This window comes from Pseudomonas sp. Fl5BN2, assembly GCF_009908205.1.
GTDB lineage: Bacteria > Pseudomonadota > Gammaproteobacteria > Pseudomonadales > Pseudomonadaceae > Aquipseudomonas.
Genome location: NZ_JAAARL010000009.1, coordinates 62,516 through 78,132 on the forward strand (window position 1 = coordinate 62,516; position 15,617 = coordinate 78,132).

Annotated in this window: 15 protein-coding genes and 1 pseudogene; 5 read left to right on the forward strand and 11 right to left on the reverse strand. The window is 59.4% G+C overall.

Translation table 11 applies throughout. The annotated features are described in order from the left end of the window. Nucleotides 1–24: 24 nt before the first annotated feature. The 9 genes from queC to hmpA form a co-directional block, all read right to left on the reverse strand. On the reverse strand, nt 25–723 hold the full coding sequence (queC, locus tag GV819_RS14305; protein ID WP_161756900.1) for a 7-cyano-7-deazaguanine synthase QueC: 699 nt from the start codon (nt 721–723) through the stop codon (nt 25–27). A 108-nt stretch (nt 724–831) separates the two neighbouring features. Next, entirely contained in the window at nt 832–1,386 is a 555-nt protein-coding gene (locus GV819_RS14310; RefSeq protein WP_161756703.1) for a cytochrome b, read from the reverse strand. A gap of 155 nt (nt 1,387–1,541) precedes the next feature. Then, entirely contained in the window at nt 1,542–2,429 is an 888-nt protein-coding gene (cyoE, locus tag GV819_RS14315) for a heme o synthase (protein WP_161756704.1), read from the reverse strand. A 10-nt stretch (nt 2,430–2,439) separates the two neighbouring features. After that, nucleotides 2,440–2,769, reverse strand: a complete 330-nt coding sequence (gene cyoD, locus GV819_RS14320; RefSeq protein ID WP_161756705.1) for a cytochrome o ubiquinol oxidase subunit IV — start codon at nt 2,767–2,769, stop codon at nt 2,440–2,442. Further along, a complete protein-coding gene (locus GV819_RS14325; RefSeq protein WP_161756706.1) occupies nt 2,770–3,396 on the reverse strand; it encodes a cytochrome o ubiquinol oxidase subunit III in 627 nt (208 codons plus the stop codon). A gap of 3 nt (nt 3,397–3,399) precedes the next feature. Then, nucleotides 3,400–5,418, reverse strand: a complete 2,019-nt coding sequence (gene cyoB, locus GV819_RS14330; protein ID WP_161756707.1) for a cytochrome o ubiquinol oxidase subunit I — start codon at nt 5,416–5,418, stop codon at nt 3,400–3,402. A gap of 3 nt (nt 5,419–5,421) precedes the next feature. After that, entirely contained in the window at nt 5,422–6,366 is a 945-nt protein-coding gene (gene cyoA, locus GV819_RS14335; RefSeq protein WP_161756901.1) for a ubiquinol oxidase subunit II, read from the reverse strand. Between the two features lie 794 nt (nt 6,367–7,160). After that, complete coding sequence (locus tag GV819_RS14340; RefSeq protein ID WP_161756708.1) at nt 7,161–7,670, reverse strand: disulfide bond formation protein B; 510 nt, start codon at nt 7,668–7,670, stop codon at nt 7,161–7,163. A 378-nt stretch (nt 7,671–8,048) separates the two neighbouring features. Continuing rightward, nucleotides 8,049–9,230: an NO-inducible flavohemoprotein gene (gene hmpA / locus GV819_RS14345; protein ID WP_161756709.1), complete on the reverse strand. Its 1,182-nt coding sequence runs from the start codon at nt 9,228–9,230 to the stop codon at nt 8,049–8,051. Nucleotides 9,231–9,386: 156 nt separating this feature from the next. Here hmpA and norR point away from each other — a divergent pair, with 156 nt between their 5' ends. The 5 genes from norR (at nt 9,387) to GV819_RS14370 (ending at nt 13,885) form a co-directional block, all read left to right on the forward strand. Then, complete coding sequence (norR, locus tag GV819_RS14350; RefSeq protein WP_161756710.1) at nt 9,387–10,943, forward strand: nitric oxide reductase transcriptional regulator NorR; 1,557 nt, start codon at nt 9,387–9,389, stop codon at nt 10,941–10,943. Nucleotides 10,944–11,232: 289 nt separating this feature from the next. Next, nucleotides 11,233–12,135 carry a chemotaxis protein CheV gene (locus GV819_RS14355; RefSeq protein ID WP_161756711.1) on the forward strand — a complete coding sequence of 301 codons (903 nt, stop codon included), beginning with the start codon at nt 11,233–11,235 and terminating at the stop codon, nt 12,133–12,135. A 3-nt stretch (nt 12,136–12,138) separates the two neighbouring features. Then, entirely contained in the window at nt 12,139–12,618 is a 480-nt protein-coding gene (locus GV819_RS14360; RefSeq protein WP_161756712.1) for a GNAT family N-acetyltransferase, read from the forward strand. A gap of 98 nt (nt 12,619–12,716) precedes the next feature. Next, a complete protein-coding gene (locus GV819_RS14365) occupies nt 12,717–13,043 on the forward strand; it encodes a hypothetical protein (protein ID WP_161756713.1) in 327 nt (108 codons plus the stop codon). A 92-nt stretch (nt 13,044–13,135) separates the two neighbouring features. Then, nucleotides 13,136–13,885: a YkgJ family cysteine cluster protein gene (locus GV819_RS14370; protein WP_161756714.1), complete on the forward strand. Its 750-nt coding sequence runs from the start codon at nt 13,136–13,138 to the stop codon at nt 13,883–13,885. Between the two features lie 39 nt (nt 13,886–13,924). Here the strand turns inward: GV819_RS14370 and GV819_RS14375 are convergent, their stop codons facing one another. Then, a complete protein-coding gene (locus tag GV819_RS14375; protein ID WP_372242108.1) occupies nt 13,925–14,980 on the reverse strand; it encodes a methyl-accepting chemotaxis protein in 1,056 nt (351 codons plus the stop codon). A 246-nt stretch (nt 14,981–15,226) separates the two neighbouring features. After that, nucleotides 15,227–15,508 (reverse strand): annotated as a pseudogene (locus GV819_RS33745) (PAS domain-containing protein); the annotation flags it as partial. Between the last annotated feature and the right edge of the window lie 109 nt (nt 15,509–15,617).

Genomic DNA, 15,617 nt, shown 5'->3' on the forward strand with positions numbered 1-15,617 from the left:
GTGTTAAACTTCATCAACCTACGGTTAGTTCAGATCCAGCTTGTTCTTCAAGCTACTCATGAAGCCTGTTTTATTCTTCAGGTACTCATTCAAGCCTTTTGCGCGAAGGTTACACGCATCGCAACTAGTGCAACCACTGCCCAGAATGCCGTTGTAGCAAGTCAACGTATGATCGCGAATCAAGTCCAGTTGATTGTAGTAATCCGCCAGAGCCCAAGTCTCCGCCTTGTTCAGCCACATCAATGGCGTCTCAAGACGCAGTTTGTATTCCATGCCCAATTCAAGAGCCTTGTTCAAGGCCTTCACAAACTCATCCCGACAATCAGGATAACCAGAGAAATCCGTCTCACACACACCGGTAATGACGGTTTCAGCTTTCACTTGATAGGCATAAATAGATGCCAGGGTTAAAAACAGAATATTTCTTCCAGGCACGAAAGTGCTTGGCAAGCTTTCGCCAGAGCTGTTCACCGTCGGAACCGGGATATTGTCCCGGGTAAGGCTGCTGATCGCCAACTCGTTCAGCAACGAAACATCCATTACTTTGTGGACCGTCGCCCCCAGTTGTTTTGCAAGCCGCTGCGCCACTTCTATTTCCGCACAGTGCCGCTGACCATAATCAAAGGTAATGCAGTGCACTTCATCATAGAGCGGCAATGCCTGGATCAGACAAGTTGTCGAATCCTGTCCGCCACTAAAAACAATAACGGCTTTTTTCTTCATCATTCCGCTTCCTGCATGAGTAGAGTCATTTCAGTATTTTAAACGGCCCACTGACGTGCACTCAATAAAAAGCCCCGCACTTCTCTCGAAGGCGGGGCTTTTTTGGCCTCAAGCCCTGGCCGCACGCCCGGCCATGCGCCGCAGGACCTCCCACTGGCCTTTGCCACAGTGCAGGATCACCGCGCCGATGTGGCCGACGATCAGCACCAGCAGGGTCCAGCCCAGCAGGCTGTGGAAGCTGTTGCCCAGGTCGGTCATCCACTGGATCTTCGGCCCTTCGAAGCCGTTCATGATCGGCAGGCCGAAGGCGGTAAAGGCCCGGCCCGAGCCGAACTGGCGCAACAGCCCGAGAAACGGGATGGCGAACATCCCGGCATACAGCAGCCCATGACCCAGCGTCGCGGCGAGGTTGAGGCTCGGTGGCCGGCGATGACGATTCAACAGCGCCCAGACCACCCGCACCAGCAGCAGGCCCATCAGCAGCAGGCCCACTTGCTTGTGGGTCGGCCAAAGGAATTCGTCCAGGGCCGAATCGGCCAACAGGTAATGTGCACCGGTGGTGCTGTAGATCCAGACAAAGGCCAATGCCATGGCCCAGTGCAGTCCGCGACTGACGACGCCATAACGCGCCTGCGAATCGTATAGTTCGATACGGCTTTCCATTACATCCACTCAGGTTCATCCACGAGCGAGGCATTTTACCCGGCCATGCAACCTCATCGGGCCGAAAAGCTTTAAATGATGTGACGGCCCCCGAAGCGCTATAAAAAAGCCCCGCGCTTCTCTCGAAGGCGAGGCTTTTCTGTGGCCTGGACAGCTTAGTGCGCGTAGGTCAGCAACAGCTCGGTAGGGGCCTTGAAATCCACCGACATCATCACGCTCAGCGCGGTGATGGTGAAGATCGAGAACACGAACAGCTTGCGCGCCCACACGGTGTCATCCACCGCCTTGTAGCCGGTCCAGGCCATGTACAACCAGTACATGCCCATCGCCGCCGCTACCGCCAGGTAGCTCATGCCGGCGTAACCGCTGAAGGTCAGCATCAGGGTCGCTACCAGGAATGCCAGGATGTAGAGCAGGATGTGCTTCTTGGCCACGCGGATCCCACGCTTCACTGGCAACACCGGAATCGATGCAGCCAGGTAATCGTTGAAGCGGAAGATCGCGATGGCATAGGAATGCGGCATCTGCCACAGGCTGAACATCACCAGCAGGGTCAACGCGGCCATGTCGAAGCTGTTGCTCACGGCCACGTAACCGATCACCGGCGGCATGGCCCCCGACAGACTGCCCACCAGCGTGCCGTGAACCGACTTGCGCTTGAGGTACAGGCTGTAGAACCCGACGTAGATGACAAAGCCGATTACCGCGAACAACGCGGCCAACGGATTGGCCACGTAGTACAGCAAGGCGACGCCGGCAATGCCGAGGATGGAGGCGTAGACCAGGGCCGCTTCCAGGGAGATCAGGCCCTGGACCAGCACGCGGTTCTTGGTGCGCTCCATCTTCAGGTCGATGTCACGGTCGATGCAGTTGTTGAACACGCAACCGGACGCTACCACCAGCGAGGTGCCGATCATCGCGGCCAGGAAAATGGCCAGATCGACATGCCCTTTCGAGGCCAGGAAAAACCCGCCTGCCACAGAAAGCACGTTACCGAAAATGATCCCCGGTTTGGTGATTTGGATAAAGTGCTTGAGCGACATCGGGCTTACCTCACTTCGCCATCATGACGGTGTGGATGCTGAACATGATCCACAACGACAGACCAACCAGCAGAACAATGACCAACGCGGCGAAGATGAACGCGACGACGTTGTTGCGCTGCGCTTCGGAGCGGTCCAGATGGAGGAAGTACACCAGGTGCACCAGCACCTGGATCACCGCGAACGCCAGGACGATCCACAGGGTCACGTCTTTGGGCAGCGATGGGTACATCACCAGGCCGAATGGAATCACTGTCAGGATGACCGACAGGATGAAGCCGATGGCGTAGGATTTGACGCTGCCGTGGCCGGCTTCGTCGTGGGAGTGTGTGTTAGCCATTTACATAGTCCCCATCAGATAAACAACGGTGAATACGCAGATCCACACCACGTCCAGGAAGTGCCAGAACAGGCTCAGGCAGCTCAGACGGGTCTTGTTGGTCGCCGTCAGGCCTTTTTTCTGCACCTGATACATCATGATCGCCATCCAGATCAGACCACTGGTCACGTGCAGACCGTGGGTACCGACCAGGGTGAAGAACCCGGACAGGAAGCCGGAGCGGCTAGGGCCGTAGCCTTCGGAGATCAGCAGGTGGAACTCGTTGATCTCCATGCCGATGAAGCCCAGGCCGAACAGGAAGGTCATGGCCAACCAGCCCAGTACCTGCTTCTTGTTGCCCCGGAAGAACGCCAGCATGGCGAAGCCGTAGGTGATCGAACTGAACAGCAGCAGAGCGGTTTCGCCCAGTACGTATGGCAGTTCGAAGATGTCGTGGCCCGATGGGCCACCCGCTACGTTGTTAACCAGTACCGCGTATACCGCGAAGATCGACGCAAACAGAATGCAGTCGGTCATCAGGTAGAGCCAGAAACCGAATACGGTCATCTCGCCCGAGTCGTGGTGATGGTCATCGTGCCCATGGTCATCGACATGGGCGTGTCCAGCATTGGTCACTAAGTTCGACATGGATTAAGCCTGTTCCAACGAGGTTTCAACACGGGTAGCCGGGATCTTGTTCTCCGATACCAGACGCTTGTGCTGTTCGGCTTCGATGCGCTCGATCGTCTCGACCGGCACCATGTAGCCTTGATCATCACGGGCAGCGTGGATCGCGAAATAGATCACGGTGCCGGCCAGGCTTGCGATGGCCAGCCACCAGATGTGCCAGATCATGGCGAAACCGAACACGGTCAGCAGAGCCCCCATGACCACACCGGTAGCGGTGTTGTTGGGCATGTGGATCGGCTGGTAGCGACCTGGCTGCGCGTAGGCAGTGCCGTCTTCCTTGGCTTCGGTGAACGGGTCGATGCCTTCGGCTTTCGGCAGTACCGCGAAGTTGTAGAACGGTGGTGGCGACGAGGTCGACCATTCCAGAGTGTGAGCATTCCATGGGTCGCCGGAGACGCACATGTTCTGCTTGCGATCACGCACGCTGACGTACAGCTGGATCAACTGGCAGGCGATACCTACCGCGATCATCACTGCACCCACCATGGCGACGTACAGGTACGGCACCCACTCAGGGTTGGTAGTGGCGTTCAGACGACGGGTCATGCCCATGAAGCCCAGTGCATAGAGCGGCATGAACGCGACGAAGAAGCCCGAGATCCAGAACCAGAACGCAGCCTTGCCCCAACCTTCATGCAGCTTGAAGCCGAAGGCTTTCGGGAAGTAGAAGCTGAAGCCGGCGATGTAGCCGAATACTGCGCCGCCGATGATCACGTTGTGGAAGTGAGCGATCACGAACAGGCTGTTGTGCAGGACGAAGTCGGCACCCGGGATGGCCAGCAGTACGCCGGTCATGCCGCCGATGGCGAAGGTCACCATGAAGCCCAGGGTCCACAGAACCTGGCTGGTGATGCGCAAGCGGCCGTGATAGATGGTGAACAGCCAGTTGAATAGCTTCACCCCCGTCGGGATCGAAATCAGCATCGTCGCCAGGCCGAAGAAGGCGTTGACGCTGGCCCCCGAACCCATGGTGAAGAAGTGGTGCAGCCAAACCATGAAGCCCAGGATCGAGATCGCGCCGGATGCGTAGATCATCGAGTGGTGGCCGAACAGGCGCTTGCCCGAGAAGGTCGAGATGACTTCGGAGAAGATACCGAACGCTGGCAGGATCAGGATGTACACCTCGGGGTGACCCCAGGCCCAGAACAGGTTCACGTACATCATTGGATTGCCACCAAGTTCATTGGTGAAAATGTGGAAATCCATGTAACGGTCAAGCGTCAGCAGTGCCAGGGTAGCGGTGAGGATCGGGAACGAAGCGACGATCAGCACGTTGGCCCAGGTGCAGGTCCAGGTGAAGATCGGCATGTCCATCATCTTCATGCCTGGGGTACGCATTTTCAGCACGGTGGCCAGGAAGTTGACCCCGGTTAATGTCGTACCTAGCCCGGATAGCTGGAGCGCCCAGATGTAGTAGTCCACACCCACGCCCGGACTGTATTGCAGGCCCGACAGCGGCGGATAGGCAACCCAGCCGGTCTTGGCGAATTCGCCAACGCCCAGGGACAGGTTGATCAGCACCACGCCCGACACCAGCAGCCAGAAGCTCAGGGAGTTGAGGAACGGATAGGCCACGTCACGCGCGCCGATCTGCAGCGGCACGACAAGGTTCATCAGGCCAGTGAAGAATGGCATCGCCATGAAGATGATCATGATCACACCGTGGGCGGTGAAGATCTGGTCATAGTGTTCAGGTGGCAGGTAGCCAGGCGAACCCTCGGTGGCCATGGCCAACTGGGTACGCATCATGATGGCGTCGGCAAAACCGCGCAGCAGCATGACCATGGCGACGATGATGTACATCACGCCGATTTTCTTGTGGTCGACCGACGTCAGCCACTCGGTCCACAGGTAGGTCCACTTCTTGAAGTAGGTGATTCCCGCGAAAAGCGCCAGACCACCGAGCGCGATCATGGCAATGGTCACCATGACAATCGGCTCGTGGAACGGAATCGCGTCCAGACTTAATTTACCAAACATCGTTTACTCCTCTGCCCCGGCAGCTGAATGCGAACTCACGTCCATTCCTTGCGTTGCGGCAACTTCCTTTTCTTTCTTCTCGTGCTTGAGCGGCGAGCCCGGTTTCATGCCTTCGTACTTGTCGACGATGGTCTGGAACAGGTTCGGTGCGTACGCGGAGTAGAGTTCTACAGGGTTGTTTTGGCTTGGCTTGGAAAGGGCTTCGTATTCAGCGGTGTCCAGCTGTTTAGGTGCCTTCTTGACTTCATTTACCCAGGCGTCGAAATCTTCTTGAGTGGTTGCGACCGCTTTGAATTTCATGCCGGTAAAACCCGCGCCGCTGTAGTTGGCGGAGATACCTTCAAGTTCGGTGTTCTGGTTGGCAATCAGGTGCAGCTTGGTGGTCATGCCCGCCATCGCGTAGATCTGGCCGCCCAGGCCCGGGATGAAGAACGAGTTCATCACGGTGTCGGAAGTCACCCGGAAATTGACCGGGGTATGGGCCGGGAACACGATCTTGTTGACGGTGGCGATCCCTTGGTCGGGATAGATGAACAGCCACTTCCAGTCCATGGCGACCACTTCGATGGTGATCGGCTTGACGTCGGAATCCAGCGGACGGTAAGGGTCCAGGGCGTGGGTCGACTTGTAGGTGATGTAACCCAGGGCAATGATGATGAGCACTGGAACCAGCCACACCGCGATCTCGATCTTGGTGGAGTGGGACCACTTCGGCGCGTAGGTCGCTTCCTTGTTGGAGGCGCGATATTTCCAGGCGAAGGCGAAGGTCATGATGATGACCGGCACAACCACCAGCAGCATCAGGATGGTCGCCGTGATGATCAGGTTTCGTTCATCCAGACCGACCTGACCCTTGGGATCGAGCAAGGTCCACTTGCAGCCTCCCAGCATCAACATGCCGAGCAGCGGCAATAAGCCTAGTAATCGGGGGTACCTGTTTTTACTCATCTCACGACCTCTAAAGCAGCTTGCGCAATGCAGTTGGGTTTTGATCGCCAACACTTCACCCTGCCAAGGGTTGGCATTTTTCTTCAATTGAATAAGGGCCTGCCCGTTGCGTTAAACGCTCAACGACACATCCCGGGCTAGCAGTGGTTCTTATTCGATCTCGTGGTCAAAGGCCTTGTTACAGACCAATTCCATTTGGTGCGGAAGTTTGGAAGGTGCCGACACCCGCAGTCGCATAGAGCGCTCAATCCGCCCCTCGACCGTCCACGTGTGCTCAGGGTTGAGCAGCGTCGGAAATTCAGTGCGGGCGATTGTAGATATGTCGCGTTTTATAAACCATGTCTTATCCCGAAATAATTTTTATCACTGGGCGCAACAATCGCGCATGATTGTTGCGAAGGACTTCAATCATATCGATTTTCATTCGCAACAAAAACCACAAAAAAGACCTGGGAAATGCTCCATCCATGAGCTTGAGAAGCCGTTGAAGGCGGCCTTTCATAGGGCTTCACCCCTTGTAAAACGGGGTCTGTGAAGATTTGTATAGATAGCAGGCTATGATTTTTGCCTGGCTGCCCGACATACACAAACTGACAGGCTTCAATTGAACCAGTCAGCCTGAATGCAGTCTGTTGAAACACTTCCACCGCCCCTCTATGGTCGCGACAGTGTGACAACATGTCGCACTTCTGCCGCACCCGCACTTGCCGTAAATCACGGACTTTTCAGGTGCCGAATGAACCACATGAAAAAGCCCCGGTCCCTGCAGAGGGACCGGGGCTTTTCCGGGTAAATCAGTAGGTTTTCTTGCGATTGCGGATGATCCCCAGAGGAACCAGGATCACCGTCAGCACGAACGCCAGCAGGGCCCATTGGGCCAGAGACAGCCCAAGGATCGGCGGATAAGGCGTTGAACAGAAACCGTCGACCTGAAACCCCAGGGGAAAGATTGCTGCCAGCGGCAGGCTGTCGACAATCGGCTGCAGCACGTCGATGCCACAGCTCACTGCCGGGTAGAACTGGGTGTACACATGGTGCCCGGCCACGGCGACACCAAAGATGGCGCTGATGACTACCAGGGTTTCCATGATGGTGATGCCGCGTCTCGAACTCATGGCCGCGCCGATGAAGGCAAAGAGCGCGATCAGCAGCAAGGCATAACGTTGCAGGATGCACAGTGGGCAAGGCGCCTCACCCAGCACCACCTGCATGTACAAGGCACCACCGATCAGCGCCAGGCAGATTATCCCCAGTAGTACTAAGAAGCGCCGTTCACGCCCTAAACGCAGTCTGTCGTCATTCATCCCTATTCCCTTTATGTTGTGTATTCAGCCTGCCTGCCGGCACTCGCGGCGCCAGGCGGAGGCTGTCTTAAAAATGAACCCGTGGACCGTGACCCGGTCCGTGCTCGCAGTGGCGTACCCGGCTGCCGGGAAGTCTACACGTTGAACATGACCTTTGAATGCAGGGGCTTGGTGCCAATGCAGGGCCACAGAGCTGCCTCGCAGCCGCAGTTCTACTCAGTTGCGGACAATAGCGATAAACAGGTTAAGAGTGGATTAACCGTTGTACGAAATGTACTGAAATGGCGGGATTGCATAAAGGAAGCCGTCCAGACCGGAAGTCTGGATCACGCTTGGGGAAGGGAAAAGGCCGGTCCTGGAACAGAACCGGCCGGGGTATCACTCCAGGGCCGCTGCCGGGCCAAAGAACTCATAGCGACTCTGCTGCTCGGGAATGCCCAGGGCCTTCAGATGACGCTTGATCGCCGCCATGAACCCCTTGGGTCCGAGGAAGTAGGCATCCAGGTCCCGCTGCTCAGGCAACCATTGCGCCAACTGCTCCCGGGTCAACAGGCCCAGCTTGTCGGCCGCCGGGCTGATGCCGTCGTCCTCGGCGTAGCAGTAGAAACGCTTGAGCTGTGGATGACGCTGGGCCAGACCGTCAACCCAATGGCGAAAGGCATGCACCTGGCCGTTGCGCGCGCAGTGGATGAAATGCACTGGACGCTCGGTGGCCAAGGCGGCTTCCAGCATTGCCAGGGTCGGGGTAATGCCCACCCCGCCGCTGATCAGCACCAGTGGCTTGTCGCTGTCCACCAGGGTGAACTCACCGGCGGGTGGAAACAGCATGATGCTCGCGCCCACCGGACATTGATCATGCAGGTAGTTGGAGGCCACGCCACCGGTTTCGCGCTTGACGCTGATACGGTACTGCCCCTGGCTGGCAAGCGCCGACAGCGAGTAATTGCGGCGTATTTCCGCACCGTCGACCAACAGCTGCAAACCGATGTACTGGCCTGGCTCGGCGGCAAGGATCGGCCCCTGGTCCGCCGGCTCGAAATAGAAGGAGGTGATTTCCGCACTCTCTTCGACTTTACGCACCAGCTTGAACTCCCGCGCACCACGCCAGCCGCCCGGTGCCTGGGCCTTCTGGTCATAGATCGCGGCCTCGGCACCGATCAGGATATCCGCCAGTTGGTTATAGGCCGCACCCCAGGCGTTGATCACCTCAGGAGTGGCGATCTCGCTGCCCAGCACTTCGGAGATCGCCCGCAGTAGGCAGGTACCGACAATGGGGTAATGCTCCGGCAGGATCTGCAGGGCCACGTGCTTGTTGATGATCTTGGCCACCAAGTCCCCCAGTTGATCCAACTGGTCGATGTGCCGGGCATACATCAGTACGCCATTGGCCAGGGCCCGGGGCTGATCGCCACTGGCCTGGTGCGCCTGGTTGAACAGTGGCCGCACCTCCGGGTACTCGGACAGCATCATCCGGTAGAAGTGAGTGATCAGGGCTTCGCCACCGCTTTCCAGCAGGGGCACAGTGGCTTTGATAATGGCGCGATCTTGAACGCTTAGCATAAGGACAACTCCTGGACTTTTTGACTGCTTGCAGGTTGCCCTTGTCTTATCAGTTTTCGTGCCATAAATATTATCTATATAAATCAATAACCTAATAAATTAATAGTCAAAAAGACACACATGCATTTATAGTCATTAAGACTATACGGAGTCATTATGACTGCAAAATCCCTACTAACGACCCTGCTGCCCCTGGTGACCGACCTGTCACGGGAGCTGCCCGAGGGCGAGCGCTACCGCCGCCTGCTGGAAGCCCTGCGCGCCCTGCTGCCCTGCGATGCCGCGGCGCTGTTGCGCCTGGATGGCGAATGGCTGGTACCACTGGCGGTCAACGGCCTGAGCACCGACACCTTGGGCCGGCGCTTCAAGGTCAGTGAGCATCCACGTTTTGTCGCCCTGCTCAGCAGCCCCGGGCCGACCCGTTTTGCCAGCGACAGTGAATTGCCGGACCCTTACGACGGTTTGGTAGAAGGCTTGGATGAGCACTTGGAAGTGCATGACTGCATGGGCTGCCCGCTGTTCATTGATGAGCGCCCCTGGGGCTTGCTGACGCTCGATGCCCTGGACCCGCAACGTTTCGAGCCCATCGAACTGGATGCCCTGCAAGCCTTCGCCAGCCTCGCTGCCGCCACCGTCAGCGCCGCCGAGCGCATCGAGCGCCTGGCCCAGCGCGCCGAGAACGAGCATCAGCGGGCCGAGGTCTACCGCCAGGCTAGTGGGCAAAACCGCGAGATGATCGGCCAGAGCAAGGTCCATAAACGCCTGCTGGAAGAAATCAAGCTGGTGGGTGGCAGCGACCTGACGGTACTGATCACCGGTGAGACCGGAGTCGGCAAAGAGCTGGTGGCCCAGGCCATTCACGCCGCCTCGCCCCGAGCCGAACAACCGATCATCAGCCTCAACTGCGCAGCCCTGCCTGACACGCTGGTGGAGAGCGAGTTGTTCGGCCATGTGCGTGGCGCCTTCACCGGCGCCACCCAGGATCGCCGAGGCAAATTCGAGCTGGCCAATGGCGGCACCCTGTTTCTCGATGAGGTGGGCGAGTTGTCACTCACGGTGCAGGCCAAGCTGCTGCGGGTGCTGCAAAGCGGCCAGTTGCAGCGCCTGGGTTCAGACAAGGAACACCAGGTGGACGTGCGCCTGATCGCTGCCACCAACCGTGACCTGGCGGAAGAGGTGCGTAACGGTCGCTATCGCGCCGACTTCTACCATCGCCTCAGCGTTTATCCGCTGCGGGTGCCAGCCCTGCGTGATCGTGGCCGCGATGTGCTGCTGCTCAGCGGTTACTTCCTTGAGCAGAACCGCTCGCGCATGGGCCTGGGCAGCCTGCGCCTGAGTGCCGATGCACAACAGGCGCTACTGGCCTACAGCTGGCCGGGCAACGTCCGCGAACTGGAGCACCTGATTGGTCGCAGTGCCCTCAAGGCCCTGGGCAGCTGCCGCGAGCGGCCGAAGATTCTCAGCCTGGATGTGGCAGACCTGGACCTGCCCCGTGTCAGTGAAAAGGAGCACGTGACAGCCGAACCCAGCCTTGAAAGCGCCCCCGTAGCGTCCATCAACGGTGACTTGCGCCAAGCCACTGAGCACTACCAGCGCCAATTGATCAACGCCTGCCTTGAACGGCACCAGCACAACTGGGCCAGTGCCGCCCGTGAGCTAGGCTTGGACAGGGCCAACCTCAATCGCCTGGCCAAGCGCCTGGGCCTCAGGTAGGAGCCGGCTTACCAGCGAAGAATGCACCATGGACTCGAGGACGCCCTGACCCTGGGTTTCGCTGGCAAGTCAGCGCCGACAGCGCAACCTAGAGCCCATGAGAGTCGGCTTGCCAGCGCAGAGAACAGCGCTGACTCGCTGACGACCACGCCGTCGCGCAAGAGCCGCGTGCGACAGGCCGACGGAAAGCAGGGTTGCCGCTAAAGCCAGGCCTGAACACGTCGATAACCCGTTATCAATGGTTGTCCGTGGGTCGAGCCACGAGCCAATTTTTCCATAGAAGGTTTTTATGTCCTCCACCAAAGCCCGCGCAGACTCGCTTTCGCTTCTGCTGTTTACCTTGCGTAGCGGCAAGCTGATGGCAATCAACCTGCTCAAGGTCAGTGAAATCATTCCCTGCCCGCCCCTGACCAAACTGCCGGAATCCCACCCCCACGTAAAAGGCATCGCCACCTTGCGGGGCAACTCCCTGTCGGTGATCGACCTCAGCCGAGCCATCGGCGAACGCCCCCTGGCGGACCCGGACAGTGGCTGCCTGATTGTCACCGACGTCAGCCGCTCCAAGCAGGGCCTGCACGTGCAAGCGGTGAGCAAGATCGTGCATTGCCTGACCACCGATATCCGTCCTCCACCCTTCGGTTCCGGTGGTATCAAGTCCTACATCACCGGGGTGACCCAGGTGGACGGAACCTTGGTGCAAGTGCTGGACATCGAGAAGGTCATCCACGGCATCGCCCCGGCACAGATCGAGACCGCGCCCACCGAGCTGAGCATGGAAGATGCCGAGGCCCTGGGCAATGCCCGCATCCTGGTGGTGGACGACAGCCAGGTGGCGCTGCAGCAATCGGTACACACCCTGCGCAACCTCGGGCTGCAATGCCACACCGCCCGCAGCGCCAAAGAGGCCATCGACTGCCTACTGGAACTGCAAGGCACGGCCAGCGAGATCAACCTGATTGTCTCGGACATCGAGATGTCGGAAATGGACGGCTACGCCCTGACCCGGACCCTGCGGGAAACCCCGGACTTCGCCCACCTGTACGTGTTGCTGCACACCTCGCTGGACAGCGCCATGAACAGCGAGAAAGCACGCCTGGCCGGCGCCAACGCGGTGCTCACCAAGTTCTCCTCGCCAGAACTGACCCGCTGCCTGATCGATGCGGCCAAAGCCATCGCCACCCAAGGCGCCTGACGCGTGACCGGGACCCACTGCCTGCTGATGCGCCGCGAGCTGATCGCGCCGCAGGTCGCCCCTCAATGGCCGGCCGGAATCACTGTGCAGCACTACACCCCAGAGCAGGCGCAAGCCGTGCATCAGTTGCTGCAACTGGCCTATCTCGACGGCGGCGGCCAGGTGCCGACGTTGGACCGTTGGCTCAAGGCCTTTGAAACCGATGCCGAATACGACCCCGAACTGTGCCTGCTGGTGCGAGACGCCGCAGGATTAATTGGCGTCGCCCAGTGCTGGACCAACGCCTATATCAAGGATCTGGTGGTGCACCCTCGTGCCCGTGGCCAGGGGCTGGGGCGCGCCTTGTTGCAACAAGTCCTGGTGATGTTCGCCGAACGCCGGGAAGGCTTTGTCGATCTTCGGGTATTGGAAGACAACCTGCCTGCCCGCCGCCTGTATGAAAGCGTCGGCCTGCATGTAGTGCGTCGCGAACTGCTGCCCTAGGCACTGGGCAGCGACCCAAGACTCCTGGCCTGATCCCGGGGCCAGATGCCGCGCAGCAAGCACGACTTCCCCCTTGCACACCACGAGGCGCGATCTTCATGAATGCCCAAGTCCTCGGTTTCATCTGCCTCAGCGTCCTCACCTGCCAGGCCCAGCCCTCCAGCAGTGAAGCCTGGGAGGCCCTGGATAAAGCAGTACTGAACAGTTGTACCCAAGCCAGCGGCTTGAAGAACCCCAAGCCTGTTGGCAACACCGCGCAATTTCCCGACCAGGTCGGCTACACCGCACTCCTGCTGCAAGGCCAATACCCGCAGAAACATCTGCAGGGCCGATCAGGCATCGAGCTGTGCCTGTACAACAAGCAAACCGGTAAAGCCGCAATCAGCGAATGGGACTCTATCCGTCCAGTAACCAAGACCCGGTGAATGGCGCATAACTTGCTTTGAGACTGCCCCAGCAACGTCGATGACGGCATTGGCGACGCAACCTCCGTTTGTCCACAAGGGTCTTTCGCTCCATGAACACTCAGTTTTCCTGCGTAGGTTGCGGCAAGTGCTGCAACGATCACCATGTGCCCCTGACCCTCGCAGAAGCCCGGGCTTGGGCCGCCGACGGCGGTCAGGTGATCGTGCTGGTGGAGGCCTTTCTCGACAACGGCCTGGGCCTGCCGGCGCACCAGCGCGAGCATGCCGAACGCCGCTCCTGCCGGGTGCTCAGTGGCAGTGCCGAAGCCTATGTGGCGATTACCTTTGCCGCCTACAACGTCGGCCCCTGCCGGAATCTTGACGAAGATCAGCTGTGCAGCATCTATGAACGGCGGCCGCTGGTGTGCCGCATCTATCCCATGGAGATCAACCCGCATGTTCCCCTCAACCCTCTGGCCAAGGACTGCCCGCCGGAATCCTGGGAGCAGGGCCCGCAACTGATCGTGGGTGGCGAACTGGTGGATAAGCAACTGGCCGAACTGATCCAGCGCTCGCGCCAGGCCGACCGCGATGATATCCACACCAAGGAAGCCATCTGCGCCTTGCTGGGCATTCGCACCACGGCGCTCAAGGGGGATGGTTTCACCGCCTACCTGCCCAACATAGCGGCCCTGGCCACTGCCATCGATCAGGTCCAGGCGGCACCGCCAGCGGCATCGAATCCACCCTGGCGCTTTCATCTGTCCGGGGACGAAATCGCCGGCCAAGTCCAGGCCGCCGGCGCCCAGGTAGTCAGCGAAACACCCCTGGACTACGTATTCATCTCATTGCGAGCCGCCTGACACGCCGCCTTGCAGAAGCCGGCGTACCGACGAACAGCCCTAGCCGCGCTTGTGCCAGAACTCCAGGGCCAACTGCCGCAAATCCCCCGCCAGCCCGGCCACGTCGCCCGAGTTGGCGTGACTCAGTTGGCCGGCGGTAACCGTAGCCTCACAGGCATTGCGAATGCCGATGATGTTGCGGTTGATGTCTTCGCTGACGGCGCTCTGCTCTTCCACCGCCGCGGCAATCTGCAGGCTCATCTCGGTGATCTGGTTGACCCGCTGGCTGATGCCATCCAGGGCCAGCGCGGCACGCTGAGCCTGATCGACGCTGCTCTCGACGTGCTGGCTGCTGTGCTGCATGGCTTCTACCGCGTTGCGCGCACCGTTTTGCAGGGTGCTGATCATGCGCTGGATCTCGTTGGTGGAGTCCTGGGTCCGCTGGGCCAGCCCGCGCACCTCATCCGCCACCACGGCAAATCCGCGCCCCTGTTCCCCGGCCCGCGCCGCCTCGATCGCCGCGTTAAGGGCCAGCAGGTTGGTTTGCTCGGCGATGCTGCGGATCACCTCCAACACCCCAGAAATATCCGTGCTGTGGCTCTCTAGCTGATGAATGACTTCGGTGGCACGCGCCAGCTCGCTGGCCAGTCGCAGCACTGCACTGCGGCTTTCACCCACCAGTTGATGGCCTTCACGGGTTTCGTTCTCCGCCTGATCGGCCGCCACCGAAGCTTGCTGGGCATGGGTCGCGACCTCAGCCACGCTGGCCGCCATCTGGTGAATCGCGGCCGCCACCTGATCGGTTTCGGCCTGCTGCTCGAGGGTGCTGTTGTGGCTGCTGTGCAGATGCTCGACCAACTCCGCCGCATGCCCGGCCAGACGCTGGGAGGCATCGCCGATCCGGCCCACCACTGCGCCCACCTGGGCTTCGAGCATCTGCAAGGCAAATTCGATACGCCCGAACTCATCCGCGCGCCCCGTGTAGATACCCTGGCTCAAGGGGTTGTCACCGATCTGCCGGGCGCGTTCGCTAAGCCGGTTCAGTGGGCGCAGTTGCAGACTGACGCCCGTCACACTCAGGCACCACCCCATGGCCACCACCGCGCCCTGGAGCATCCAGGACTCCGGCAACAACCACACGGAGACGCCGTAGGTGCCAATAAAGCTGGCACTGATCGATGTCCACAGGCGCAGGCGCAGGCCCATGACCGGCAACAGGTTCCACCAGGAGGTCCCGGGAGTGTTCAGTTGGCCGTAGGCCCGTTGCGCCGCCTCGATCTGCTGCTGGGTGGGCTTGGTGCGCACCGACTGGTACTCCACCGCCTGACCGTCGCGGGTCACCGGGGTGACGTAGGCGCTGACCCAATAGTGATCGCCGTTCTTGCAACGGTTTTTCACCAGGCCCATCCACGAGCGGCCGCGCTTGAGGGTGCGCCACATATGGGAAAAAGCCGCGGCCGGCATGTCCGGGTGGCGCATCAAGTTATGCGGCGAGCCCAGCAGCTCCTCCCGGGTGTAGCCGCTGATATTGATGAAATCGGGATTGGCGTAAGTGATCGCGCTGGTCAGATCGGTGGTCGAAAGGATGTTCGCATCAGGGGCAAAGTCCACGTTTCGCCCAGTAACCGGAAGGTTGGTCTTCATGGGAAGCGCGCTCGTATTTGTTGGGAGGAGTCGGCAGGGCTGCTGACTCTAAGCGCACTGATGCTACAAATACTGATCCAGCTCAGGTTTAAAGCAATTAGCCATCATT

Bases quoted from the DNA above. Each gene is read 5' to 3' on its own strand.
- queC (WP_161756900.1), bottom strand. From the start codon at position 723: ATGAAGAAAAAAGCCGTTATTGTTTTTAGTGGCGGACAGGATTCGACA.
- GV819_RS14310 (WP_161756703.1), bottom strand. From the start codon at position 1,386: ATGGAAAGCCGTATCGAACTATACGATTCGCAGGCGCGTTATGGCGTC.
- cyoE (WP_161756704.1), bottom strand. From the start codon at position 2,429: ATGTCGCTCAAGCACTTTATCCAAATCACCAAACCGGGGATCATTTTC.
- cyoD (WP_161756705.1), bottom strand. From the start codon at position 2,769: ATGGCTAACACACACTCCCACGACGAAGCCGGCCACGGCAGCGTCAAA.
- GV819_RS14325 (WP_161756706.1), bottom strand. From the start codon at position 3,396: ATGTCGAACTTAGTGACCAATGCTGGACACGCCCATGTCGATGACCAT.
- cyoB (WP_161756707.1), bottom strand. From the start codon at position 5,418: ATGTTTGGTAAATTAAGTCTGGACGCGATTCCGTTCCACGAGCCGATT.
- cyoA (WP_161756901.1), bottom strand. From the start codon at position 6,366: ATGAGTAAAAACAGGTACCCCCGATTACTAGGCTTATTGCCGCTGCTC.
- GV819_RS14340 (WP_161756708.1), bottom strand. From the start codon at position 7,670: ATGAATGACGACAGACTGCGTTTAGGGCGTGAACGGCGCTTCTTAGTA.
- hmpA (WP_161756709.1), bottom strand. From the start codon at position 9,230: ATGCTAAGCGTTCAAGATCGCGCCATTATCAAAGCCACTGTGCCCCTG.
- norR (WP_161756710.1), top strand. From the start codon at position 9,387: ATGACTGCAAAATCCCTACTAACGACCCTGCTGCCCCTGGTGACCGAC.
- GV819_RS14355 (WP_161756711.1), top strand. From the start codon at position 11,233: ATGTCCTCCACCAAAGCCCGCGCAGACTCGCTTTCGCTTCTGCTGTTT.
- GV819_RS14365 (WP_161756713.1), top strand. From the start codon at position 12,717: ATGAATGCCCAAGTCCTCGGTTTCATCTGCCTCAGCGTCCTCACCTGC.
- GV819_RS14370 (WP_161756714.1), top strand. From the start codon at position 13,136: ATGAACACTCAGTTTTCCTGCGTAGGTTGCGGCAAGTGCTGCAACGAT.
- GV819_RS14375 (WP_372242108.1), bottom strand. From the start codon at position 14,980: ATGCTCCAGGGCGCGGTGGTGGCCATGGGGTGGTGCCTGAGTGTGACG.